Annotated in this window: 25 protein-coding genes and 1 tRNA gene; 23 read left to right on the forward strand and 3 right to left on the reverse strand. The window is 46.1% G+C overall.

Annotated elements, in window-relative coordinates:
* The first annotated feature begins 1 nt into the window (after window position 1).
* A complete protein-coding gene (locus tag C3V36_08370) occupies window positions 2-1,303 on the forward strand; it encodes a hypothetical protein (protein ID AVM69254.1) in 1,302 nt (433 codons plus the stop codon).
* Between the two features lie 228 nt (window positions 1,304-1,531).
* Here the strand turns inward: C3V36_08370 and C3V36_08375 are convergent, their stop codons facing one another.
* Together C3V36_08375 and C3V36_08380 are read right to left on the reverse strand one after the other, a co-directional pair.
* Window positions 1,532-1,948, reverse strand: a complete 417-nt coding sequence (locus C3V36_08375) for a hypothetical protein (protein AVM69255.1) — start codon at window positions 1,946-1,948, stop codon at window positions 1,532-1,534.
* The gene (locus tag C3V36_08380; GenBank protein AVM69256.1) at window positions 1,939-2,484 is read right to left on the reverse strand and encodes a hypothetical protein; all 546 of its coding nucleotides are present in this window, start codon (window positions 2,482-2,484) and stop codon (window positions 1,939-1,941) included. Before C3V36_08380 ends, C3V36_08375 begins: the two co-directional genes overlap by 10 nt.
* Window positions 2,485-2,816: 332 nt before the next feature.
* On the opposite strand from C3V36_08380, the gene C3V36_08385 reads away from it, so the two are divergent.
* From C3V36_08385 to C3V36_08430, 10 genes are all read left to right on the forward strand, one after another.
* The gene (locus C3V36_08385; GenBank protein ID AVM69257.1) at window positions 2,817-4,799 is read left to right on the forward strand and encodes an excinuclease ABC subunit B; all 1,983 of its coding nucleotides are present in this window, start codon (window positions 2,817-2,819) and stop codon (window positions 4,797-4,799) included.
* A gap of 16 nt (window positions 4,800-4,815) precedes the next feature.
* Window positions 4,816-7,635 carry an ABC-ATPase UvrA gene (uvrA, locus tag C3V36_08390; GenBank protein AVM69258.1) on the forward strand — a complete coding sequence of 940 codons (2,820 nt, stop codon included), beginning with the start codon at window positions 4,816-4,818 and terminating at the stop codon, window positions 7,633-7,635.
* A gap of 147 nt (window positions 7,636-7,782) precedes the next feature.
* Window positions 7,783-8,274, forward strand: a complete 492-nt coding sequence (locus C3V36_08395) for a hypothetical protein (protein ID AVM70487.1) — start codon at window positions 7,783-7,785, stop codon at window positions 8,272-8,274.
* Between the two features lie 223 nt (window positions 8,275-8,497).
* A complete protein-coding gene (locus tag C3V36_08400; GenBank protein AVM70488.1) occupies window positions 8,498-8,998 on the forward strand; it encodes a translation initiation factor IF-3 in 501 nt (166 codons plus the stop codon).
* A 26-nt stretch (window positions 8,999-9,024) separates the two neighbouring features.
* The gene (locus C3V36_08405; GenBank protein ID AVM69259.1) at window positions 9,025-9,222 is read left to right on the forward strand and encodes a 50S ribosomal protein L35; all 198 of its coding nucleotides are present in this window, start codon (window positions 9,025-9,027) and stop codon (window positions 9,220-9,222) included.
* A gap of 12 nt (window positions 9,223-9,234) precedes the next feature.
* A complete protein-coding gene (locus C3V36_08410; protein ID AVM69260.1) occupies window positions 9,235-9,588 on the forward strand; it encodes a 50S ribosomal protein L20 in 354 nt (117 codons plus the stop codon).
* Between the two features lie 291 nt (window positions 9,589-9,879).
* The gene (locus C3V36_08415; GenBank protein ID AVM69261.1) at window positions 9,880-10,290 is read left to right on the forward strand and encodes a GNAT family N-acetyltransferase; all 411 of its coding nucleotides are present in this window, start codon (window positions 9,880-9,882) and stop codon (window positions 10,288-10,290) included.
* Window positions 10,291-10,515: 225 nt separating this feature from the next.
* Window positions 10,516-11,499: an oxidoreductase gene (locus tag C3V36_08420; GenBank protein ID AVM69262.1), complete on the forward strand. Its 984-nt coding sequence runs from the start codon at window positions 10,516-10,518 to the stop codon at window positions 11,497-11,499.
* 148 nt (window positions 11,500-11,647) lie between these two features.
* Entirely contained in the window at window positions 11,648-12,892 is a 1,245-nt protein-coding gene (locus tag C3V36_08425; GenBank protein ID AVM69263.1) for a beta-hexosaminidase, read from the forward strand.
* Between the two features lie 186 nt (window positions 12,893-13,078).
* Window positions 13,079-14,350 carry a hypothetical protein gene (locus C3V36_08430; protein ID AVM69264.1) on the forward strand — a complete coding sequence of 424 codons (1,272 nt, stop codon included), beginning with the start codon at window positions 13,079-13,081 and terminating at the stop codon, window positions 14,348-14,350.
* 152 nt (window positions 14,351-14,502) lie between these two features.
* Here the strand turns inward: C3V36_08430 and C3V36_08435 are convergent, their stop codons facing one another.
* Window positions 14,503-14,688 (reverse strand): 50S ribosomal protein L28, encoded by a 186-nt coding sequence (locus C3V36_08435; GenBank protein ID AVM69265.1) that lies wholly within the window; start codon window positions 14,686-14,688, stop codon window positions 14,503-14,505.
* Between the two features lie 319 nt (window positions 14,689-15,007).
* Between C3V36_08435 and C3V36_08440 the strand changes: the two genes are divergently transcribed.
* The 12 genes from C3V36_08440 to C3V36_08495 all read left to right on the forward strand — a co-directional run bounded on the left by C3V36_08440 (window position 15,008) and on the right by C3V36_08495 (window position 25,315).
* Window positions 15,008-15,784: an ABC transporter ATP-binding protein gene (locus C3V36_08440; protein ID AVM69266.1), complete on the forward strand. Its 777-nt coding sequence runs from the start codon at window positions 15,008-15,010 to the stop codon at window positions 15,782-15,784.
* Window position 15,785: 1 nt separating this feature from the next.
* Window positions 15,786-17,000, forward strand: a complete 1,215-nt coding sequence (locus tag C3V36_08445; protein AVM69267.1) for a hypothetical protein — start codon at window positions 15,786-15,788, stop codon at window positions 16,998-17,000.
* 98 nt (window positions 17,001-17,098) lie between these two features.
* Window positions 17,099-17,488: a GntR family transcriptional regulator gene (locus tag C3V36_08450; GenBank protein ID AVM69268.1), complete on the forward strand. Its 390-nt coding sequence runs from the start codon at window positions 17,099-17,101 to the stop codon at window positions 17,486-17,488.
* 4 nt (window positions 17,489-17,492) lie between these two features.
* Window positions 17,493-18,365: a hypothetical protein gene (locus C3V36_08455; GenBank protein ID AVM69269.1), complete on the forward strand. Its 873-nt coding sequence runs from the start codon at window positions 17,493-17,495 to the stop codon at window positions 18,363-18,365.
* Window positions 18,362-19,057 (forward strand): hypothetical protein, encoded by a 696-nt coding sequence (locus C3V36_08460; protein AVM69270.1) that lies wholly within the window; start codon window positions 18,362-18,364, stop codon window positions 19,055-19,057. The genes C3V36_08455 and C3V36_08460 overlap by 4 nt, the downstream gene beginning before the upstream one ends.
* The gene (locus tag C3V36_08465; protein ID AVM69271.1) at window positions 19,057-19,578 is read left to right on the forward strand and encodes a hypothetical protein; all 522 of its coding nucleotides are present in this window, start codon (window positions 19,057-19,059) and stop codon (window positions 19,576-19,578) included. Before C3V36_08460 ends, C3V36_08465 begins: the two co-directional genes overlap by 1 nt.
* A gap of 78 nt (window positions 19,579-19,656) precedes the next feature.
* Window positions 19,657-19,730, forward strand: a tRNA-Pro gene (locus C3V36_08470).
* Window positions 19,731-20,284: 554 nt separating this feature from the next.
* Window positions 20,285-20,683, forward strand: a complete 399-nt coding sequence (locus C3V36_08475; protein AVM69272.1) for a conjugal transfer protein — start codon at window positions 20,285-20,287, stop codon at window positions 20,681-20,683.
* Window positions 20,684-20,753: 70 nt separating this feature from the next.
* A complete protein-coding gene (mutY, locus tag C3V36_08480; protein AVM69273.1) occupies window positions 20,754-21,971 on the forward strand; it encodes an A/G-specific adenine glycosylase in 1,218 nt (405 codons plus the stop codon).
* Between the two features lie 160 nt (window positions 21,972-22,131).
* Window positions 22,132-24,093, forward strand: coding sequence for a DNA mismatch repair protein MutL (locus tag C3V36_08485; protein ID AVM69274.1), 1,962 nt, complete (start codon window positions 22,132-22,134; stop codon window positions 24,091-24,093).
* A gap of 17 nt (window positions 24,094-24,110) precedes the next feature.
* Window positions 24,111-25,052, forward strand: coding sequence for a tRNA (adenosine(37)-N6)-dimethylallyltransferase MiaA (locus C3V36_08490; GenBank protein AVM69275.1), 942 nt, complete (start codon window positions 24,111-24,113; stop codon window positions 25,050-25,052).
* Between the two features lie 23 nt (window positions 25,053-25,075).
* Window positions 25,076-25,315 carry an RNA chaperone Hfq gene (locus tag C3V36_08495; GenBank protein AVM69276.1) on the forward strand — a complete coding sequence of 80 codons (240 nt, stop codon included), beginning with the start codon at window positions 25,076-25,078 and terminating at the stop codon, window positions 25,313-25,315.
* Window position 25,316 lies beyond the last annotated feature (1 nt).

Raw genomic sequence — 25,316 nt, forward strand, 5'->3', positions numbered from 1 at the left:
TATGGAAGGAAATAAAATGAAAGCAAAATACTATGGACTTGGGGTACTGTCCACCTTGTTAGTGGCGGCCGTGATTTGGCTGGGCGTTTTGGTGGTCAGCAATACCCGCGATATTTTAGAGCAGCTGCCGGCGGCTGAAACCGGAAAAACAGCAGCAAGCGCTTCGGCCGAAGGCAAAACGGCCGAGAGCAAAACCGACAAGTGGTTTCGAGCCAAGATAAGAGATATTGATCAGCAGTTAAATTTGCGCTACATTGAAAAAATTGATAAGAATCAGATGTATGAATCGGCTTTGAAGGCTTATGTTGAGGGCTTAGGCGATCCTTACACCAATTACTTTACCAAAGAAGAATATCAGGCCTTTGAGCAGGATATGTCGGCTACCTATGACGGAATCGGTGCGCCTATATCGAAGGATCAGGAAACCAAGCTGGTGATGATTGTTTCGCCGTATAAAGATTCTCCGGCGGAAAAAGCGGGTTTGAGGACTGGCGATATCATTTTGGCAGTCAACGGAGAGGACGCAACGGCGCTGGATCCGGACGAAGTGGCGAAAAGAATTCGGGGCAAGAAGGGGACACAGGTAACACTGACCATTCAAAGAAAAGCGGGTGAGAAGACGACGATACTGGAAGTTCCGATTATTCGCGATACCATTGAGATTCCGACAATTGCGGCCAGAATGTTAGAGGATAAAATCGGTTATATTGCCATTTACGGCTTTGATGCGCCGACGGCCGATCAGTTCAAAAAAGAGCTGCGCACTTTGAAAAGTCAGGGTATGAAAGGGCTGGTGATTGACCTGCGGGGTAATCCCGGCGGATATTTAGAGATGGCGGTGGAGATTGCCGATGAAATCATATCTCAGGGTCTGGTCGTTTATATTGAAGATAAAAACGGCAACAGGGAGGATTTTTCGGCGGTTAATGCGGCTAAACTGGATATGCCGATTGCCGTCTTAGTCAATAAAGGCAGCGCTTCGGCTTCGGAAATTTTGGCCGGTGCGCTGAAAGATCATGGTTTGGCTACGATTGTTGGTACGACCACTTTTGGTAAGGGGCTGGTGCAAAATACTTTCCCGTTTGCCGATGGTTCGGCGCTGAAGGTCACCATTGCCAAATATTATACGCCAAACGGCAATTATATTCACAGTAAAGGAATTGAGCCGGATGTGACCGTCGAGCTGAAAACAAGCCAAAACGGGGAAGATACGGAAAAACCGGAAAATACGCAGACCGATCAGAAAAAAATGGACAATCAGCTGCAAAAGGCTTGGGAGATATTAAAGAAAAAGCTGAAGTAGCGCGGGAAAAAAACCACGGTCTATGAGTTGGCTTGGGACGAAACAGAGCGCCTGCGCTTGAGTCAGGGAAAAATGAAAAGCCTTGCGGGCTTCTTATCCGCAAGGCTTTTTTGTGTGCCTGGCAACGCATATTTTTAAGGGGTAAAAGTCCTGAATGCATCGGACAGTGGAAGGAGTCGCTGAACCCCAATTTAAAATCCTTTGTATGGCTAACGATAACAGGGCTTTTTACAGCATCAGTCCGGTTACCTTTTGAATATCATCCAAGGAAAAGCCCATGCGTTTCATCTTTTGGGCGATACTCTGTTTTTCATCATTTCGGCCTTCCTCGCGGCCTTTTTCCATTCCTTCTGCCAAAAGATCGTCTCGAGCAGTATCTATTACTTCCGCTCGAATCCGCTCTTCCCACCTCTCTATACTGGTTTTGCTCATAGAATCGACTCCTTTCAAAAGGTCAAGTAAATCTTTGTTTTCTTCTTTTAAATCGTTTCTGGTATTTTCTGCATAAATCAAGATGCGCCGGAAAATAGTGATAAATGTCGCCGAATCTTCACCGGCTGCTTGGTTAATGAAATATAATATCTCAATTAACTGTTTTAAAAAGGTTTCCTTATCTTCTAAATATACGGTTTGAATTATCTGCAATAGCTTTTTAATTCGATGCTTTCCGGCAATTTTTGCAACTTGTTTTCCAAGGAAAAATCAAAAAACAAGGTTTCATACAGTGGTAAATATGCTTTCCACTCATCCGGCAAGTCTTTAAAATATTCCCCTATCTGCGGGTAATTCCATTTGTTTTTGCCTTCATAAATCACGACCGGCAAAATCGGTGTCAGTTTCTCTTTTTTCGCTAACTGGCTTTCCCAGATATCAACAAAATAACGCAAAATCTGAAACGGTGTTTTTCGGTCTTTATAGCTTTTATGTTCCATCAGAAATAGGATATAAATCGGTTTGCCCATCGCCTGTACTTTAACCAGCAAATCCGATTCATTTAGTTGAAAGGTTTCACTGATAAAAGATGGGTTGACCTCTTCAACGGTTGATAAATCAATTTCTTTGGATAGTTCCATCGGCAGATAAGTCTGAAGAAAGCTTTCTTTTACACCTTTGTCTGTAAAAGTTAACTTAAAAAACTTATCATGTGCCTGATACACGGATGGTTTCTTTGCTTTGGCCATGTTTGGATTCCTTTCTGTATCTTTATTTTAAGCATTTTCAGCGTTTTTGTCAAGAAAATTGATGGGGTATAGAGACCCGTTATAATTCTAGTTCAGGCAAGCCATTCGCAATTTGCCGAAATAAATTTCGTCAAATTGCTCATGTATGCGTTAAGCAAATGGGTATTTATGCTTGATATGCCCTTGGAGAGCAAGCTCTCCAGATGCAAATCAATCATAAATACCCGCTTGCCTGAACTAGAACAAACATTCGCTTTGGTGCTGTACTTTTTATTTTTTTTGTGGTATGATAGTCGAGGCATAGAAAAGTGTGCGGCGCAAAGGAGAAAACAATGGAGCATTTTAAATTACATTCCGAATTTCAGCCGACCGGCGATCAGCCGCAGGCAATTGATACGCTGGTTAAAGGCTATCAGGCCGGTAAAAAGAACGGTACTCTTTTGGGTGTGACCGGTTCGGGCAAGACATTTACCATGGCCAATGTGATTGAGCGGCTGAATGTGCCGACGCTGGTGATTGCTCATAACAAAACACTGGCTGCCCAGCTTTACAGCGAGTTTAAGGATTTTTTTCCGGAAAATGCGGTTGAATATTTTGTATCCTATTATGATTATTATCAGCCGGAGGCCTATGTTCCGTCCTCGGATACTTATATTGAAAAGGATTCGTCGATTAACGATGAAATTGATAAGCTGCGCCACTCGGCTACGGCGGCGCTGAGCGAGCGGCGGGATGTCATCATTGTGGCGTCGGTGTCGTGTATTTACGGCCTGGGTTCGCCGATTGATTATCAGCAAATGGTGATTTCACTGCGGCCGGGGATTGAAAAAGAACGGGACGAGTTGCTCCGTAAGCTGATTGATATTCAGTATACCCGCAACGACCTGGACTTTAACCGGACGAACTTTCGGGTGCGTGGTGATGTGGTTGAAATTTTTCCGGCCGGGTCAAGTGAAAATGCGATTCGGGTGGAGTTTTTCGGTGATGAGATTGAGCGCATCAGCGAAATCAATTCCCTGACCGGCGAGATTGTTTGCGAGTTAAGCCATGTGGCTATTTTCCCGGCCTCGCATTATGTTATTCCGCCGGATAAGATGGAAAAAGCAATTGTTGAGATTGAGCGGGAAATGGAAGAAAGAATTGCTTATTTTAAAGCCAATGATAAATTGATTGAGGCACAGCGGATTAAGGAAAGAACGCGGTTTGATATTGAAATGCTGAAAGAAACCGGCTTTTGTTCGGGAATTGAAAACTATTCCCGGGTGCTGGCCGGCAATCCGCCCGGAGCCAAGCCGCATACTCTGCTGGATTATTTTCCCGATGATTTTTTGCTGATTGTCGATGAGTCGCACATGACGATTCCACAGGTCGGGGCAATGTACGCCGGTGACCGGTCACGCAAAACGACATTGGTGGAATATGGTTTTCGGCTGCCGTCAGCACTGGATAACCGGCCGCTGAACTTTGCCGAGTTTGAAAAAATGATTGGTAAGGCGCTGTATGTGTCGGCTACACCGGCCAAATATGAGCGGGAGCGGGAAGAAATTTTTGCCGAGCAAATCATTCGGCCGACCGGCCTTTTGGATCCGGAAATTGATGTTCGCAAAATTGAAGGACAGATTGACGATTTGTTAAATGAACTGCAAAAAACGATTGGAGCGGGCGGTAAGGCGCTGGTAACAACTTTAACCAAAAAAATGGCGGAAAACCTGACCGACTTTTTAAAAGAAGCGGGTGTGCGGGTGCGCTATTTGCATTCCGATATTCAAACCTTGGAACGGGTTGAGATTGTGCGTGATTTGAGAATGAATGTGTTTGATGTGCTGGTCGGCATTAACTTGCTGCGCGAGGGCTTAGACATTCCGGAAGTGTCCTTGATTGCTATTTTGGATGCGGATAAAGAAGGTTTTTTGCGGTCGGAAACCTCGTTGATTCAAACCATTGGCCGGGCGGCTCGAAACGTTGACGGACATGTGATTATGTATGCCGATACGATTACCGGTTCTATGGAGCGGGCCATGAAAGAAACCGAGCGGCGGCGGAGCTTGCAGCAGGCATATAACGATGAGCATGATATTACGCCGCAGTCAGTACGCAAGGCGGTTCGGGATTTGATCAGTGTTTCCAAGGCGGCGGAACCGAGGGCGAAATATACCTTGGATAAAGATGTGGAATCCATGTCGGCCAAGGAGTTGGAGGCACATTTGTTGAAGCTGACCAAGGCGATGAAAAAAGCATCCGATAACTTAAACTTTGAAGAAGCCGCCCTGATTCGGGACGAGATTTTGGAGATAAAAAAGAGCCGGCTGGGCTGATAAAAAGGAGAATAAGGTGTCTAAAAACGAAATAAAAATTAACGGAGCAAAAGAAAATAATTTAAAAAATATCAGTTTGGCGGTGCCCAGGGATAAGCTGGTCGTCTTTACCGGCCTATCCGGTTCGGGCAAAACCTCACTGGCTTTTGATACGATTTACGCCGAAGGGCAAAGGCGCTATATGGAGTCCTTATCTTCCTATTCCCGCCAGTTTTTGGGGCAAATGGAAAAACCGGACGTAGAAAGCATTGAGGGACTTAGCCCGGCGATCTCCATCGACCAGAAAACAACTTCCAAAAACCCGCGTTCGACTGTGGGGACAGTCACCGAGATCTATGATTATTTTCGGCTGCTGTATGCCCGTGTCGGTCGGGTATACTGCCCCAAATGCGGCAAGCCGATTGCACGGCAAACCATTGACCAGATTGTTGATCAGGTCATGGCACTGCCGGAAAAAACCAGAATTCAGCTGCTGGCACCGATTGTCAGGGGGCGTAAGGGTCAGCATGAAAAGGTGCTGGAGCAGGCTAAAAAAAGCGGTTATGTCCGGGTGCTGATTGACGGGCAGATGTATGAACTGTCCGAGGAAATTGCGCTGGAAAAGAATAAAAAACATAGCATTTCGATTGTGGTTGACCGGCTGATTATGAAGCCGGGGATTGAAAAACGGCTGACCGATTCGATTGAAACGGTAATGAAGCTGAGCGGCGGCCTGCTGGAAGTCGATCAAGGCGATAAAATCAGCACTTACAGCCAAAACTTTGCCTGTGTGGATGATGATATCAGTATGCCGGAGTTGGAGCCGCGTTTATTTTCGTTTAATAATCCGTTCGGCGCGTGTAAGGAATGTCATGGTTTGGGTTTTAAAATGGAGTTTGACCCGGATTTGATTATTCCGGATCCGGGTAAAAGCATCAGCGGCGGAGCAATTCAGGTTTTGGGGCAAATGGGGACGCATGAACAAAGCCATACCCGCCGCTTATATGAAGCGCTGGCTCAAAAATATCATTTTTCTCTGGATACGCCCTTTGCCGATTATCCGCAGGAAATCAAGGACTTGCTGTTTTACGGGAGCGGGACGGACACGCTGGAGATTCATTACGAAAACCGAAGCGGTCAGGGCGTTTACAAGACGGTCTTTGAGGGGATTATCCCGATTTTGGAACGGCGCTACCGGGAAACTTCATCGGAATATGCCAAGCAGGAATATGAGTCGCTGATGACCAACTATGACTGTACGGCCTGCCACGGTGCCAGATTAAACGAAGCGGCGCTGTCGGTCCGGGTCGGCAGCAAAAACATTGCAGAACTGATGAATGATTCGATTGTCGAAATTCAAAAGTATGTGAAAAACTTGGAATTAAGCGACCGGGAAAAGCTGATTGGCGAGCGGATTTTAAAGGAGATTACTGCCCGGATTGATTTTTTGGTTGATGTCGGACTGGATTATCTGACGCTTTCCCGCTCGGCCGGTACCCTGTCCGGTGGCGAGGCGCAGCGGATCCGGCTGGCGACGCAAATCGGTTCCGGTCTGATGGGGGTTTTGTATATTTTAGACGAGCCGTCCATCGGTCTGCACCAAAGAGATAATAAAAGGCTGCTGGCGACGCTGAAGCATTTGCGGGATTTGGGCAATACGCTGATTGTGGTTGAGCATGACGAGGAAACGATGTTAGAGTCCGATTTTATTGTAGATATCGGGCCGGGAGCGGGCGTGCATGGCGGGGAAGTGGTTTATGCCGGAACGCCGAAAGGGATTTTAAAATGCAAAAAATCCATTACCGGCGCATATTTAAGCAAGAAAATTGAAATTGCCGTACTGCCGCGCCGTCAGCCCGATGACCGCTGGCTGACGATTGTCGGGGCGGCGGAAAACAATCTCCAAAATATTGATGTCGCCATTCCGCTGGGAGTGCAAACCTGTGTGACCGGCGTGTCCGGCTCCGGCAAATCGTCTTTGGTCAATGAGATTTTGTATAAGCGCTTGGCTCGGGATTTAAACCACGCCAAGACCAAACCGGGCGCGCATCGGGATATTTTGGGACTGGAGCATTTGGATAAGGTGATTGCCATTGACCAGTCGCCAATTGGCCGGACGCCGCGCTCCAACCCAGCTACTTATACGGGTGTTTTTGATGCGATCCGGGATTTGTTTGCCGAAACAAATGACGCCAAGATGCGGGGCTATAAGAAAGGCCGATTCAGCTTTAATGTCAAGGGCGGCCGTTGTGAGGCGTGTGGCGGTGACGGCATTATTACGATTGAAATGCATTTCCTGCCCGATATTTATGTGCCCTGCGAGGTCTGCGCCGGCGCCCGATACAACCGGGAAACACTGGAGGTTCGCTATAAGGGCAAAAATATCTCCGATGTTTTAAATATGACAGTAGAAGAAGCATTGGCTTTTTTTGAAAATATTCCGTCGATTCAGCGCAAGATGCAGACTCTTTATGATGTGGGTTTAAGCTATATCAAGTTAGGGCAGGCCTCGACTACCTTGTCCGGCGGCGAAGCGCAGCGGGTTAAGCTGGCAACGGAACTGTCTAAGCGCTCGACCGGTAAAACGCTGTATATTTTGGATGAACCGACGACCGGCCTGCATTTTGATGATGTCAATAAATTAGTCGGCATTTTGCGGCGCCTGGTTGATCAGGGCAACTCGGTCGTGGTCATTGAGCATAATTTGGATATTATCAAGACTTCCGATTATATCATTGATATCGGGCCGGAGGGCGGCAATCGCGGCGGTACAGTGGTAGCAAAAGGTACGCCGGAAGAAGTGGCCAAGGTCAAGAATTCGTATACCGGCCAGTTTTTGCGGGATTTACTGAATTAATTGTTTAACAAAGCCCGAAAGCCTAATCGAAAAATTGCTAATGTTGCGGGGAAAACGCAAGTGGCAAGAAACCAGTGATTTTGAGTCGGGCTTTTCTACGTAAGGTTTTTAGCGTGAATTGATTTTTGGGGAGGAATGGCTAAAAAAATGGAATCAATAGAAATAAAACTTTTATATGGAGTCTTATTGTTGGGCTTGGGTTTCTTTTTTCTGCGTAAGATGCTAAATCCGCCCCAAGGGCCGAAATATACTTTGAAGTCTATTGCTTTTCGCTCCGGCCGGCTGCCGGCAGATGTTCTTGGCAGTTTGCTCTATACGGCGAAGGGAGCCGGTTTGATTTTGCCGACGGAGTTGGATTTATGGAGCGAAGTGCGCCTGTATGAACATGGGCTTGTTCTGCGTCGAAATAAGAAAGAAAAAACACTTTTTTTCAGTGAAATAGCAGCCATTGAGCCGTTCCTGGTTAATTCCTTATTTGTTAAAGGCAAGTATTACGGCTATGATATTCAGTTGCGGAATAAAGACAGAGGTGGTTCTATCCTGTTAAAAAGTAGCGATATTCCACAGCTGGGAGAGTTGATAGACAAATTGATAGAAACAGCGGGAGAAGAAATAGAGGAAATTGTTAAAATCGGTTGACGAAAAAATTGCTTGACAAACCGAAACGAATCTGATAAGATACAAAAAGCAAGAAGCAGAGATATTCCTCTCACCTAAGGGTAAAGGCGCGCTTGGGTTCATAGATTCCGGTTTCCTTATTTTATTAAGGAAGTTTTTGTGAGCATATGAGAGGATAGAAATATCCTCTTTTTTTGCGGGAAAAATCAAATCAAAACAGGAGGTGCTTACCATTAGCGAACACATCATTAACGAACAAATCAGGGATAAGGAAGTAAGAGTTATCGGCGCGGATGGAGCGCAGTTAGGAATTATGTCCTCGAAAGAAGCCCAAATGTTAGCCAGAGAAGCTAATTTGGACTTAATTAAGATCGCTCCGAAAGCGGTTCCGCCTGTATGCAAAATCATTGATTACGGTAAATACCGCTATGAACAGGCTAAGCGGGAAAAGGAAAACCGTAAGAAGCAAACCGTGATCAGCGTCAAAGAAATTCGCCTGTCACCAAACATTGAAGATCATGACATCAATACCAAAATGAATATGGCGACCAAGTTCTTAAATAATGGCGACAAAGTAAAGGTAGTTGTTCGTTTCCGTGGACGCGAAATGGCACATACTGAATTTGGCAGAGAGATATTAACAGATTGCTTTGCAAAATTAGAGGAAATTGCTGACATCGAAAGCCAGCCGAAGCTTGAAGGCAAGAATATGGTGATGGTTTTGATGCCCAAGAAGACAAAGTAAATTGCAGAAAAAAGGAGGTTATCATTATGCCTAAGATTAAAACACATAGTGGTGCAGCAAAAAGATTTAAGAAGACGGGAACCGGCAAGTTCAAGAGAAGCCAAGCTTTTACCAGCCATATTCTGGAAAAAAAGAGCCCGAAAAGAAAGCGTAATCTGAGAAAGAACGTTGTTGTTTCGGAAGCCGATCAAAAAGAATTGAAGAGATTATTACCATACTTATAGGAGGAAATCAGAATGGCAAGAGTAAAAGGTGCAATGCACACCAGAAAAAGACGCAAGAGAATAATGAAGTTAGCCAAGGGCTATTATGGCGCCAGAAGCCGCCAATTTAGAACCGCGAAACAAGCGGTAATGAAAGCAGGCGTATACGCTTACGCCGGCCGGAAAATGAGGAAGCGGGATTTCCGTCAATTATGGATTGCCCGGATTAACGCCGCTGCCAGAATCGGCGGTCTGAGCTACTCCAAGTTTATGCATGGCTTGAAGTTGGCCGGAATTGAAATGAATAGAAAAATGTTGGCTGAGATGGCAGTAAACGACAGCCAGGGCTTTGCTTCGCTGGTAGAAACAGCCAAAGCGGCGCTCTAAAAAAGAAAAGTATAAGCCGGTTCTGATAGTGAAACCCCTATCCGAACCGGCTTCTTTGTTTCCAGTTCTGGCAAGCAGATATTTAGACGTGCTACGACAAGGGAGAGCGTGCTCTCAATTGTCGTAGCATGGATAAATATCTATTTGCGGAACGCATACACCGATAATTCGCAGCAAGCGAATTATCGGTGCAGCTTGCCTGAACGATAGAGGCAGACAGTTAGGTGGATACGCGGGGAGAGCTTGCCAGAACATTAGGGACGACAGCCTTGTGGTTGAATGGAGGTACCAATGAAATTAAGATTGGAAAATATAGAATCAAAAAGAACACAAGAACTGGGAGATTTGATCAGAGCATATAATAAATCAAAGAGAGAACCGTCGAAAAAGGAACCTCTTAATATCTATGTGGAAGATGAACAAGGAAATCTAATAGCCGGTGTGGCAGCGGAAACTTTTGGAAATTGGCTTGAGATTGAATATTTGTATGTGAGAGAGGATTTGCGGAGACAAGGAATAGGTTCGAAAATTTTAAACAGGGCAGAAAAGGAGGCCGAAGAAAGGAAGTGTAAATATTCATTTGTGAATACTTTTAATTTTCAGGCACCGGTTTTTTATAAAAAGCACGGTTATAAAGAAGTGTTTGCATTGAAAGAATACCCCTATACCGGCGAAAGATACTATTATACAAAAGAGTTATGATTTGGCTGCAAAAATATAGAATCAATTAAGGAAGAAAAGGCAATAATCTGTCGGCAAAGCTCGGATTGGCAATAGTTTGAACTGAATTTCGGTGATTGTACTTGCGTCGTAAAGCGCTTTCGGGTAAAATAAAGAGGAAAATCGATAAACAGGCGGTTAGGCAGGGGAGTTGCCGCGCTGCCGGTTATTTTATGAAACGGCGGTTTGCGGGGAAAGGAGAACGAGATGGTTCGATTTGGCGTAGTGGGAACAAACTTTATTACCGATGAATTGATTCGCTGCGGCCGGCAGGTACAGGATTTTCAGCTGACGGCAGTATATTCCAGGACGGAAGAACGAGCGCGGGAGTATGCCGGCCGGCACGGAGCGACGCATTGGTTCACGGACTTGGCGGCGATGGCGCAAAGCCAGGAGGTGGACGCGGTATATATTGCCAGTCCCAATTCGTTTCACGCATCGCAGGCAATCCTGTGCATGCAGCAGGGCAAACATGTGTTATGTGAAAAGCCGCTGGCTTCCAATGTCAGGGAGGCGGAGGCCATGTTTCAGGCGGCTCGGGAAAACGGCGTTTTGTTAATGGAAGCAATGAAAACCTTATTTTTGCCTAATTTTCAGGCGGTGAAAGATGCCCTGCCGGAAATCGGACGGGTGCGGCGCTATATGGCGCAGTTTTGTCAGTATTCTTCCCGGTATGACCGCTATTTGCAAGGGGAAAGGCCAAATACTTTTCAGCCGGAGTTTTCTAACGGTGCGTTGATGGATTTGGGAGTATACTGTATTCAGCCTTTGATAGCCCTATTTGGCCGGCCGAAAGAAGTAAGGGCCAATGCCGTTATGCTGCCGACGGGGGTTGACGGTGAGGGGAGTCTGCTTTTAAATTATGGGGAAATGGAAGCGGTTATTTTTTATTCCAAGATATCCGATTCGGCTCTGCCGGCTGAGATTCAGGGCGAGCAGGGACGGCTGCAAATGGATAAAGTTTCCCGGCCGGATAAAATCACTTTGATTAAGAACGGACAAAGTTTTGACCGGTCGCGGCAGCAGGCCGATCACATGACTTATGAAATTGCCGAATTTATTCGTTTAATACAGAATGGACAAACCGAATCGCCGGTGCAGAGTTTTGACCAAAGCCTGGCGGTTATGGAAATTGTCGAAGCAGCCAGAAGGCAAACCGGAATTCGCTATCCGGCGGATTTGGATGATTAGGCTGCAATTTGTCGCGGGAAGGCTTTGGCGTTTTTGTTGGTGTGCTAGGAGCGAAATGCGATTGCCGGATTTGGTCAAAAAGGGGAAGCCTTTCGATAGGGCAAAGTTGAGCATAGAAAAATTCAGTTAGGGAAAATGGTGAAAAGCTATGAAAAAAAAGAAAATGATAAAAACGGCCGGTTTGCTGCTTTTATGCCTGCTAATCAGCGCCTGCGGGAAAATGATTGCCGATGAGCCGTTTACACCGATGCCGAAAAAAGAGGATTTGAGGAGTACGAAGCAAAAACAGGCGGATAATAAGGCACAAACACCGGTTCAGGAAACGAAAAAGACACCGGAGCAAACTCCTCCGGATGAATCGCTTTCATCTGACCCCAATTTGGCATTGGCGGATATTGAAACGCTTTTAGCCGGAATGAGTTTGGAACAAAAGGTGGGACAAATGTTTCTGGCCAGATGTCCAGAAACTGGAGCAGCCGAATCGTTAAAAAAATATCATTTGGGCGGTTATCTTTTATTTGGCCGAGATTTTAAGGATAAAAGCAAGGAAGAAGTGATTGCGGTGATTGCCTCTTATCAGAAAGCGGCTGCTGTTCCGCTGTGGATTGCAGTTGACGAGGAGGGCGGCGTGGTTAATCGGGTCAGCCGAAATCCGGCACTGCGGCTGACGCCGTTTGCTTCCCCGCAGTTTTTATACCAAAACGGCGGCTGGGACCGGATTAAAAACGATACTGCCGAGAAAGCCGAACTGTTGAAGTCCTTGGGGATTAACCTCAATATGGCACCGGTTTGCGATATTCCGGAAAAAGAAACGGATTTTATCTATGACCGGGCGGTCAGTACGGATCCCCAGGTGGTTCAGGAATATGCGGGGCGCGTGGTGGCGGTGATGAATGAAGGAAAAATGGGGTCGGTGCTGAAACATTTTCCGGGCTATGGCAATAATATTGATACCCATACCGAGTTTGCCTATGATCAGCGTCCGCTGGAAACCTTTAAAACCCGTGATTTTTTGCCGTTCTTGGCCGGAATTAAAAATGGTGCCGGAGCGGTTTTAGTATCGCATAATGTGATGACAGCGGTGGATGACCGGATGCCGGCTTCTTTATCGGCGCCGGTGCATCAGCTTTTGCGCAAGGATTTAGCCTTTAAAGGAGTGGTTATAACCGACGATTTGATGATGGATGCTGTTAAAAAGCTGATGACGGAGGAAGAAGCAGCGATTTTGGCGGTATTGGCCGGAAATGACATGCTGTGCGCCACTTCCTTTGAAGTACAGGTGCCGGCAGTTATTGAAGCAGTCCGTTCCGGCCGGATTCCGTCAGCCCAAATTGACGCCTCTGTCCGCCGGATTCTTTTATGGAAGCAAAGTTTTTTAAAGGCACAGGATTAGGATTCGATTAAAGCCGGATTAGGAATCGCCGCCCGCCATTGACAAGCCACCAGAAAAAAGCTATGATAAAAATATGGATATTTTATTCAGCTTTTGTCCGGTGAAATGCTGCGCTTTTGGCAGCTTGTCTGAAAAAGAGAAAGCTGAGGTATTATTGACAGGCGAAAGAAGCGGAAAGGAAAAGAAATGCGGAAGATCAGCCGAAAGGGCGAAAAGAAGAGAACTTTGCTGAGGCAGAGTAAGGGCTTTTTTTGGCTGTGTCTGTTTTTACTGCCTTTGCTGGCCGGCTGCGTTCAGGAGAAGAAGGCTGAGGCTTCGGATTTCAAGGGGAGCACCGCAGCAGCGGAATCAAAAGCGGCGGATCCGGTTATGCGGGAGCGGAGCCTGAAAGCGCAGGAGCAAATCGGAACGGAAATAGACAGCACACCGGTTACGGAGACGGAATTTCGGCCGGAACAGGCAGACGGAGAGCAAAAAGAAAAAAAATATATCCGGTCCGTTTATTTAAACGGCAATAAGAACTGGATTGCGCCGGTTTTTTTGCTGGGGTCAGAAGCCGCTGCCGCAGCGAATCGGGAAATCAGAGCAGAGCTTCAGGAAATTACGAAAAACAGCGGCAAAGCCGGGAAAATGCGGATAACATACCAGTCATGGGTTAAAGAAAATATATTGTCAGTTCTCATTCAAGCAGAAAACGGGACGGAAGCCGAGACCTATTTTTCGGCTTACAATTTTGACATCGGCACCGGAGAAAAACTGACGGTTGATCAGCTTTTGCAGACAGCGGGTATGGACTGGCAGGCAGCCGGAGAAATTTTTGCCGGTGAGCGGAAAGCGTATTGGCGGGCAGTAGCCGTTCAAAATGGCCGAATGCAGGACAGCTATCTGCCTTATGCGGAAAAAGAAATAGAAACCTTACGGAACTTTTATGCGGAAGGCCGGTTGGCGATTGTTTTGGATGAAGATAAGCTCCTCAATTTACTTGTTTTTTTAGAGGATGGATACGGGGAATCCTATTGGCGGCTGTATTGCCTGACGACGAACCGGACAACGCTGCTGCAGCGCAACGCTTACGGCGGCGATTTTCCGGCGGTTGTGCTGGCTGATCCGAGTGCGGAGGAGCTGGCCAATGTCAAGATTGTTAAGAAGTTTTTGGAATCGTCCGGAGGTAAGAAAAAGACATATTTACTTTTGCCTTTGTGGGATGGTTTGAGCTTTGAGTGGAGCAAGAAAAATGCGGCTTTGGTCAGATCCGGGGCGGAAACCAAGCTGCTTTGGATGTCAGGCGAGCTGCCTGGTGAAGATACGATTTATATTGAATTAAACGCGGAGAATGAATCCGATGCCTATTATTACGGAGTTTTTCGCCAGTATGGAGAGAAGAGTATCTTTGAGCCAAAAGATTTTCGAACACTGAGTCAGGAAGAAAGAGGAATTTTATATCTGCCGGTACAGTAAGGCCGGCAAACAAAAAAGCGGGAATATCTTGCGCGGTTAAGCATAGCCTAAAATCTAATGCTTGAAAACCGACACAAGAAGCCCGCTTTTTTTGATTCCCTGCCAAGGCAGTTTTTGCCTGAACGCCAAATCCGCTTTAATTGCCCGGCGGCTTATACTCTTTCTACTAAGCCGGAACGCAATGCCTTAGTTGAAACATACATTCTCTTGACTTGTCCATCAATCTTAACCCGAACCTTCTGCAAATTTGATTTCCATTTACGTCTTGATTTATTGACGGCATGGCTTACCTTATTTCCGAATGCCGTAGTTTTTCCGGTGATCGCACATCTTGCCATTTTCCCACCTCCTTGCTCTCAATCTACATAACTTCTATATAATATCAAAAAAAGCGCTAAATAGCAAGAAAAAAATTAAAATCCCTCAAAAAAAGTAATGGCTCCGGCAAGACATTTGTAATCTGCCTGCCGAACCGGAAATAAAATTTTTTTTAAAAAAAGGGGTTGACAATTTTCATTATATGGTATATAGTTAGTTACACAAGTAATTAACCACTTAACGAAATAACAAGTAAACCATGAGAATAATTAAAGCCGGTTCCGATACTGAAACAGCATGCGTTCTCAGTGGGGAAGCGGCATCAGGAAGGAGAAAATGATGTTAGAAGTAAAAGATTTTACCAAAATATATAAGCTCAGCCAAAAGCAGAGAAAAGAAATGCGGACGGACGAGCACAACAAAATAGCGGCTAATCATATTAGCTTTCAGGCCCAGAAGGGTGAGATTTTTGGTTTGCTCGGGCCGAATGGAGCCGGCAAGACCACAACGCTGCGCAGCGTAGCAACACTCCTGGTTCCGACCGAGGGAGAAATTACCGTCGACGGTATCAATGTGGTCAAGGAACCGGATAAAGTCAGAAGTATGATTGGTTTTTTAACCAATGAAATCAAATTAGATGAGCATTTTACCGCGGAATATATGTTTGAGTTTTTCGGCCGACTGCGCGGTATGAGCAAGGAACAGATTGAAAAGCGGAAGCAGGAGTTATTTACTTACTTTCAAATTAATGAATATAAGGACAAAAAGATTGAGGAGCTGTCAACCGGCATGAAGCAAAAGCTGGCGATTGCCGTATGCATCATCCACGATCCGGAACTGATTATTTTTGATGAGCCGACCAATGGACTGGATATCATTACTGCCAGAGCGGTGACGGACTATTTGCAGGAACTGCGGACCCGGGGCAAGACGATCATTATTTCCACACACATTATGGGAGTGGCGGAAAAGATTTGTGACCGGGTGGCAATCATTATTCAGGGCAAAAAGATTGAGGACGGAACAATTCCGGAAATACTGGAACGTTGGCAAAGTGATGATTTAGAGGATGCTTTTTTCAAAATGTATGTGACCCACGGAAAGGAAGATAAATAAAATGTTAAAAACAATTATCGATAAAGAATTAAAACGGATTTTTTCGGACCGGAGGATGGTATTTTCGGTATTTTTATTACCGGCGCTCAGCATTTTTTTGATTTATAATTTAATGGGTATTTTGGCCAGCAACCGCATTAATGAGATTAAGGAGCATCAGGCCAGAGTGGCCGTTGTCCGCGCACCCGAATCTTTTCAGAACTTTTGGGCGGGCTATGAGGAAAAAGAAAAGTATGACCTTAGCTATGATACGCAAATCAGTGCCGAACTCAAAGAAATGGTCAGAAGCGGTGAAGTGGAGGCAATTGTTGAGTTCCCGGCTGACTTTGGCGAAAAGATGACGGCTTATGAGCGGGAGACGACACCGGACATTCATATTTATTACAATCCGACCGAGGATTATTCAGCTACAGCCAATCAGCAGCTGCAAACTTCGCTGCTGAAAAATTATCAGGATGCTTTGCTTCAGGAAAGATTTGGTGATTTAAAAAAGATTAGAGCCTTTACCACCAACGAAGACTTTAAAAATAAGCCGCAGGAATATGAGATTAAAAATGAAAAGAAATCTTCCGGTTTTGGTATCGCTCAGCTTTTGCCGATGATGCTGTCGATTATGCTTTTTGCCAGCGCTATGGGCATTGGCTTGGAAACGATTGCCGGGGAGAAGGAGAGAGGGACGATGGCGGCGCTCCTGTTGACACCGGTCAGCCGCAATACGATTGCCTTGGGCAAAATGATCAGTTTAGGGATATTGGCGATTATCAGCACCTTGACCTCAGTGATAGCGCTGGTGGCCGCATTTCCAAAATTAGCGGCTATTTCCGGCACTATGCCAACCAACCTGATGTATGGTATGACGGATTATCTGCAAATATCTGTTATTCTTCTGTTGGAAGTGGGGATTTTTGTCGGGATGATTTGCCTGATATCGGTCCTTTCCCGCACGGTCAAAGAAGCAAGTACATATGTTACGCCGGCTTATATGGTGGTCATGATGGGAGCATTTGCAGCTATGTTTTCTTTCGGAAAGCCCGGACTTTATGTCTTTGCCATTCCGGTAGCCGGCAATATTTTCGCTTTGAAGTCGGCACTGAACTTTGAGTTGACATTGTCCCAGCTCCTGCTGACCTGCGTGGTTTCGCTAATCAGCATTGCTCTGTTGGTGCTGGCTACGGCGAAGGCCTTTAAGAGCGAAAAAATTATGTTTAACGCATAACTCAGTTTTCCGTACTTGCCGGATATTTCGGAAATATGCAGTTTGCGCAGTCTGAATGTTCCGGCAAGGGAAAGAAAGAGATAAGAGGTGTATGACTTATGAAAGGAGGAGTTGTTTTGATTGATGAAAAGTTGACGATCCCGATTTATCAGCAGATCGCCAATGAAATCGAAGATATGATACTAAACGGAGAATTAAAGGAAGAAAGTCAAGCGCCGTCAATGAATCAGCTGGCCGATCATTACAAGATCAACCCGGCGACGGCCAGAAAAGGGCTGGAGCTGCTGACCAATGAAAATATTTTGTACAAAAAAAGAGGAATTGGCATGTTTATCAGCCTGGGCGCGGCTGACCGGATTATTCTAAGCCGCCGGGAAGCGTTTATGCAGGATTTTATCATTAAATTATTGGAAGAAGCGCAAAAACTGGGATTTAGCAAAGCGGAAGTTATTGCGCTGATTGAAAAAAGCGGAGAAGGAAGGAAGTGATAACATGGATCAGTCCTGTATTTTAGAAATCAAAGAATTGACGAAGCAGTTTGAAGAAACAATGGCGCTGGATCATATTAACCTGAAGCTGGAAAAAGGAAAGGTATACGGTCTGATTGGCCGTAACGGCGCCGGCAAAACCACTCTGCTGAAGTTGATCGGTCGATTGCTTTTTCCGACCGAAGGAGAAGTTGCCGTCAACAGCGATTGGATAAAGGAAAAGACGGAAATTTCTTTTGGCCGGGCGTACAGTATTAAATATTTTTCCTATAAAATAAAAGATATTTTGAAAATTGCAGCGTTGTCTTGTCCGAATTGGAATGAGGAATACGCTGGAGAATTAATTGAGCGTTTTGAGTTGAATACCAAAAAATATTATCACAGCGCCTCGGCCGGGATGCAGACGATGACCAGCTTAGTGCTGGCACTGGCAGCTGATCCGCAGCTTTTGCTGCTGGATGAGCCATATATCGGGCTTGACCCGATTAACCGGGAAGTGCTGTATGACTTTTTGCGACATCATTATTTTGACGGCGAAAAAACGGTGGTCATCTCCAGCCATATGATTAAGGAGATTGAAGGCTATTTTGAACGGGCGGTTATCCTTGATAAAGGCCGGTTACTTTTAAATGAAGAAGTAGAAACTTTGAAAGAGCAGAGCTTTATTATTTCCGCCGATGCGGTGCTGGCCGGGGTAGTGGAGGAAAGCTGCAAGGTGCTGGATCGGGAGAGTCTGGGGCGGCGCAGCACTTATTATGTTTACGGGCGGTTAAGCGAGCAGCAGCGGGAACAAATTTTAGCCGGCGGCGGTGAGCTGCAGAGCATGGATTTGCAGACTTTGATGATTAAAATGCTGACCCGGAAGGAGAGAATATGAGTTTAGCGGCACAATTTAAGATTTTATTCAAGATTATGAAATTAAAAGTGTTTTTAAGCGTGACGGCGATTTATACCATAATTTACGGCCCGATATTTAGCCTGCTGGGAAGAAAAGGATTAAAAGTTGCGATATTTCAAACTTTAGTACAGATGATATTTTTTACATTCATATTTTTGGGCACGGCTTTCGGCTCGGGGATTTTATCTGCGTTTTATATGATGACTTCCTTCGGCTGGGAACGCAAGAAAATCTTTAAACTGTGGTCCAAGGCGATATGGCTTAATTTGCTGATCGGGGGGCTGGTGAGTGGCTTGCTGGTGCTGGTCGGGATTACCTTAAACGCGGATACCAGAGGGGCACTCAACCTTCTTCCGTGGCTGACCATTAATTGGATGGCTAAGCCCGGCGTGCTGGCGGCGATGCTGCTGTTGGGGATGGGCTGCAGTTTGCTGCTGATGCTGCTGATTGCTTTTTTCTGTGTGCTCGGCGGGCGATACGGCTGGCAGATTACAGTCGGGGCGATATTACTGGCACTTGCTTTATTCCTGGTGACTTTTGTGGCTAATATTAATATTTTAGTACTGACCGGTTGCTTTTTGTATCATTATTTAGCCGGAGTTTACGCGGCCTCAGCCCTGCTTTATACGGCCATTTATTTTTTGAGTCAAAAATTGGAGGTGAAAAGCTGATGAATCGGAATGTGGTCAGATATCTTTTTTTATCGGTCAGTATGCTATTGCTTGGCCTTAGCATTTGGTGGCTGGTGCTTCATTTCCAAAAGCCCAATCTGCGGACGGTTAAAATTGAGCAGGATTTTTATGGGGAAGTTCTTAGGCAAAAGGAAAAAGAGAAAGCCGAAGCGCCCATTCTCGTGGAAAACGAAGAGGAGTTTGCAGTTCATGAAAATGAGCGGGTTTATCTAACATTTCGCAAGGGCGGGCAGCTGGCAGGATTGATAGACAGCGGTAAGCTGACACTGCAAAATGCAGAGGGCATTGTCTTTGAACAGGATTTGCTGGCCGATGCTTTCAGCGGAGAAATCCGGCTGGCGGCGGGAAAGTACCGATTGACGGAAAAAGCGGTTATCAATCCGCAGTATTTTGCCAAGGTGGTTTGGCAGGAAGGACAAAGCATGATGCCCGGGGAAAAGAAAAGCGGCGGTTTTGAGCTTTATCCGGAACAGTATGAGCTGGTAATTCAAATTTTTTAAAGAAAATGAAAAAATGGGTTGACAAATTGGTCAAACTTTTATATAATGCTACTTGTCGCTGAGAAATCAGCTGACAATCGAAGTGTGGCTCAGCTTGGTAGAGCGCTGCGTTCGGGACGCAGAGGTCGTGGGTTCGAATCCCGCCACTTCGACTTATTATATATTTGAGCTTTAAAGAGGAAATCTGCTTTCAGGTTTCCTCTTTATTTATCGTTCAGGCAAGAGGCAGTGATGCTTAATGCTGGTATTTGCAATTTACCGCAAACGAATTGCAAGTGCATACCTGAAGGGGAGCCGGTAATGAGTACAGCGCTATTTTGAACTTTCTAATTATTTTCTAATCGTTTCATAATAAGTATTTAACCAAATTCCACAATCAGCGGACGACTTTTGTAAATTGATTTGATATAATCAGCCTAAAGCATGAGAGATATTCAAATCAAAGCAAGTTCTTTGCTTTACCGCTTTTTTCTGGGCGCCAGCCATATCGGGGAATAAAAGAAAGACAAGCAGATAGTTATGCCTGATACGACCGGAAAGTTTACTTTCACGGGAAGTATCAGGCATAACTATCTATTTGCGTGAGTGAAAGCATTTTTCCGAACAGACTATATGAGCGCTGATGCGGAGAGAAAATCCGTAAGGATTTTCTCGCACTCACGCTGAGTTTGTGGTATAATGATAAAACACAAACGGAGGATGCCTAATGAAAGAACGGGAAAAAATCATCAACTTGTGGTTTGATATGTGGCTGCAACAAAAAGATTTGGGAATAGACGATATTTTTACTGAAGATACCATTTATACGGAAAGCTGGGGTCCGAAATATGAAGATCGGCGGACGGTAAAGCATTGGTTTACTGAATGGAATACCCGAGGGAAGGTAGTGGAGTGGGATATCAGACAATATTTTCACGGCGAAAATCAAACCGTAGTGGAATGGTATTTTAAAGCCGAGATGAATGATAGCAGGGTAGATGAGTTTGACGGTATGACCCTGATTGAGTGGACGAAAGACAACAAAATCAAAAGCTTAAAAGAATTCGGCTGCGATATCGATAATTATAACCCCTATCAAAATGGCGAGATCCCTCGGTTTAGATAATAATTCAAAACGGCGAAGCTTTCCGTGGGGGAAGGTTTAGATATTCATTTCCATTGCCGATAAGCTGCATTTGGTGCTGGAAGCAAAGGTTAAAAGGCGCAAGGCCGATAAAAGGACAAAAAAGATGACAGGAAAAGAGCAGGAACAGGATTTAACCGCTGCGATTTTGACGCATTATGACCGGCATAAGCGAAAGCTGCCGTGGCGGGATACCGGCAATCCCTATTATATCTGGCTGTCGGAGATTATGCTCCAGCAAACCAGAGTGGAGGCGGTAAAAGATTATTTTACCCGCTTTGTGGCTGAACTTCCGGATATTAAAGCCTTGGCGGCCTGTGAGGAAGACCGGCTGCTTAAGTTGTGGGAAGGGCTGGGTTATTATTCCCGGGCGCGTAATTTAAAAAAAGCTGCCGGTCAGATTATGGCAGAGTATAACGGGCGCTTGCCGGAAACCAAAGCGGAGTTGCTGCAATTAGCGGGAATCGGTGAATATACGGCGGCGGCGATTGCGGCGATTGCCTTTGGCCAGCCGGAGGTGGCATTAGACGGGAACCTGATTCGGGTGTTTAGCCGGATTTGGGCGAGGGAAGAGGACTTTAGCCGGCAAGCGGCCAAAAATGAACTGCGGGCTAGGATTTCTGTGTATTTGCCGGAAAATCGTGCCGGTGATTTTAACCAAGCGGTGATGGATATCGGTGCGCTGATTTGTCTGCCGAACGGCCGGCCGTTATGCGGAGAGTGTCCGGCGGCTCATTTTTGCCGGGCGAAGGCGGCCGGAGAAGTGATGCGCTATCCCTTAAAAAAAGAAAAGAAAAGCCGGAAAATTGAGGCGAGAACGATTTTAATTATTCAGCGGGGGGAAGCGGTCAGGCTCTGCCGGCGCGGAAACAAAGGTGTGCTGGCGGGATTATGGGAATTTCCGGGATTATCGGGTCATTGCAGTCAGGAAGAGATTCGGGAACAGTTAGCCGAGGAATTTTCGGTACTGGCGGCGGTAACTGCGGAAATAGAAGCGCTGCCGCCCGCAAGGCATATTTTCAGCCATTTGGAATGGGATATGACGGCATATTGGATTTATTTGCCGGAGCCGGATTTGGTGGCGGAAACGGGCGGAGATTATCATGCGAGTGCGGACGGACCGGCGGTTATAGCGGCGGCTGGGCAGTCCTTTGAATTGACCGGGCAAGCAGCAGTCTGGGCAGACAGCCGGATGATTCGGCAGGAGTTATCTTTGCCGTCGGCTTTTAAGCCCTATCAGCAAGAAGCGCTGAAGCGGCTGGACGGGTAAGCAATAGAAAAAAACGGCAATCCGGTAGTTATGGGCTAAGCAGCGGAAAACAGGCGGAAAGTCTTAAAAAGGCTAACACCAAGCGGCAGAATCAAAGGACAAAGTTAGAGGCAGCCGGGTAAGCAAAGCCGGTAAAAAGCGGCGAATAGAAAGGGAAGCAATGAGCAAGCAAATTCGAGAATTAGACGCGCTGACGGTTAATCAGATTGCGGCCGGCGAGGTGGTGGAGCGCCCGCTGTCGGTGGTTAAAGAGCTGGTAGAAAACGCGATTGATGCGGGAGCCACGGCTATTACTGTGGAAATCAGAGAAGGCGGGCTGAAGCTGATTCGCGTGACCGATAATGGCAGCGGGATTGATAAGGAACAGGTCAGAATGGCTTTCCGCCGGCATTTTACCAGCAAACTCCAAAAAATTGAAGATTTGTATGCGATTGAAAGTCTCGGCTTTCGGGGTGAGGCTTTGGCGGCGATTGCCGGGGTCTCGGTCAGCGAAATTATTACCAAAACCGAAGAGGCGCTGACCGGTGTGCGGCTGGTTCAGGAAGGAGTCAGCGAAACGGCGTTTGAGGAAATCGGTGCCCCGAAAGGAACAACACTGCTGATTAAGGAGCTTTTCTTTAATACGCCGGCTCGTAAAAAGTTTTTAAAGTCGGAAAAAACGGAAGGCTCTTATGTGATTGAGTTTATGCAGCGGATTTCATTGGCCTATCGCCAGATTGCCTTTAAGCTGATTACCGACGGCAAGGTCAGGCTGCAAACAAACGGCGACGGTGATTTGCGGGCGGCGATTCTGTATATTTTCGGTGCCGAAACAGCCAAAAAATTAAAGGAAGTCCAATATTCAGAAAAGGGCGTTACAATCAATGGTTTTGTCGGTACGCCGGAATTAAACCGGGGCAACCGCAGTTATGAGATTTATTTTGTTAACGGCCGCTATGTGAAAAGCAAATGGATTCAGGAGGGCATTGAAGAGGGCGCATTTGGCTATGTGATGCAGCATCAGTTTCCGTTTGCGGTTTTGGAAATTGAAGTTGAGCCGGACAAGCTGGATGTCAATGTTCATCCGCAAAAAGCCGAGGTGCGGTTCGAAAACGGCTATTTGGTTAAAGAAGCAGTACGGCGGGCAGTAGCGCAGGCATTTGCGGAAAAAGAAGTTATTCCGGCGGTTCGGCTGGAGGACCGGCCGGCGCCGCATTTTCAACCGGATCAGGCGCAAAAAGCGGCCTATAACCGAGCGGAGCCGTTTGAAATCAATCGGCTGAAAGCGGAAGAAACTAGGACAGATTTTGCGCCAAATCAGAGCAATGCACCGGATTTTGGCAGAGAAGCATTTCCGGTGCCGGCGGAAGGAAAACCGGAAGCACCGAATGAAGCGGGCGCTTTTATCCGTGAGCCGGCAGGAAGCTTTGTGCCTGAATTTTCGGAGTATTCCACCCAACCGGTGGTTATACCGGCCGAGCAGCGCGCCGACCTGCCTTCAAGGGGAAACCAAATGACGCTTTCCGGGCCGGAGGCGACTCAGGAGTTCATTGATTTGAGCAGTGTCAAAAGCCACAAGGTGATTGGTCAGTTGTTTGATACTTATTGGCTGATTGAGTTTCAGGGCGCTTTATACATTATCGACCAGCATGCGGCTCATGAAAAGGTGCTGTATGAGCGGTTTGTTAAGCGCTTTAACGAGAGTGATATTCATACGCAGCAGCTGCTTGAACCGCTGGTGATTGAAGTCAGTGCCGGAGAAATGCAAAACTTTTTGGCGGCGCAGCCCTTTTTTGATCGGCTCGGCTTTGAAACAGAGCCGTTCGGTGCGGGGGCAATTAAAATCAGCGGTGTGCCGTATTTATTCAATCAGGCTATGAAAAAAGAGAACTTCATTTATTTGCTCGATCAAATGGAAGAAAAAAACTTTAAGCTAAATGCCGAAACCATTGACCATGAGCTGGCGACAATGGCCTGTAAAGCGGCGGTCAAGGGCAATGACCGTTTGAGCCGGCAGGAATACGAGGGCTTAATCAGCGAACTTTTAACCTTGAAAAATCCCTATCATTGCCCGCATGGGCGGCCGACTCTGATTAAAATGACGAGGTACGAGCTGGACCGGAAGTTTAAACGAATCCTGTAACAGAAAGCGGAGAGATTATGGCAAAACAACCATTGATTATTATTGCCGGGCCGACGGCGACCGGTAAGACCAAGCTGGCAGTGATGCTGGCCAAACAATTAAACGGAAGTATTATTTCCGCTGACTCAATGCAGGTTTACCGCGGCATGGATATTGGCTCGGCCAAAGCCAGTGCCGAGGAGCAGGCAGCAGTGAAGCACTATTTGCTGGATATTCGCGAACCGGAGGAGAGTTTCAGCGTTTGGGAGTTTCAAAAAGCAGCCAAGGAGGCAATCGCTGAAATTACGGCGGCCGGGAAGATTCCGATCTTAGTCGGCGGAACGGGTTTTTATATTCAGGCGCTGCTCTATGATATTGCCTTTGAGGAAAGCGGACCGACACAGGTCAGGGAAAAATGGGAAGAAATCGCAGCTGACAGGGGGTATGAATATTTATACGAAGAGCTAAAGCGGATTGACCCGGAATCAACGTCTAAAATTCACGCCAATAACCACAAGCGGATTTTACGGGCGCTGGAGTATTATGACCTGACCGGTGAGAAAATCAGCCTGCACAACCAAAGGGAAAGTCAGAAAGAAAGCAGCTATCAGGAGTTATTTTATGTTCTTACCATGGATCGGGCGATGCTGTATCAAAGGATTGAGCAAAGAGTGGATGCGATGCTGGCCGGCGGGCTGATTGAGGAAGTGCAGAAGCTGTATGACCGGGGCTGCCGCCGGGAAATGACGGCAATGCAGGGCCTTGGTTATAAGGAAATTTTAAATTACTTATCCGGCGAGTGGAGCTTGGAAAAGGCGGCCGAGGAACTTAAAAAAGGAACCCGCCATTTTGCCAAACGGCAGATTACTTGGTTTAAGCGGGAAAAAAATGTAGAATGGATTGATTTAAACAATTATACATTTGACTATCAGCAAATATGTGATAAAATAAAGAGAGATTATGCAGTTATTAATAGATAGACTAAAAGAAAGAGAGAAAAACTATGAATAAAACGGTTAATTTACAGGATATATTTTTAAATCAGGTCAGGAAGGAAAAAATTTCAGTTGTGCTTTATTTGACAAATGGCTTTCAAATGAAAGGCTATGTCAAAGGCTTTGACAATTATATTGTGATTTTAGAGGCGGACGGCAAGCAGCAGCTTATTTTTAAGCATGCGATTTCAACGGTTATGCCGTCGCGGGATATTCATTTATCCCTGACGGCTGAGGACGGAGAATAAT

It is taken from the genome of Lachnospiraceae bacterium oral taxon 500, assembly GCA_002999035.1.
In the GTDB taxonomy this organism is placed as follows: domain Bacteria; phylum Bacillota; class Clostridia; order Lachnospirales; family Vallitaleaceae; genus W11650.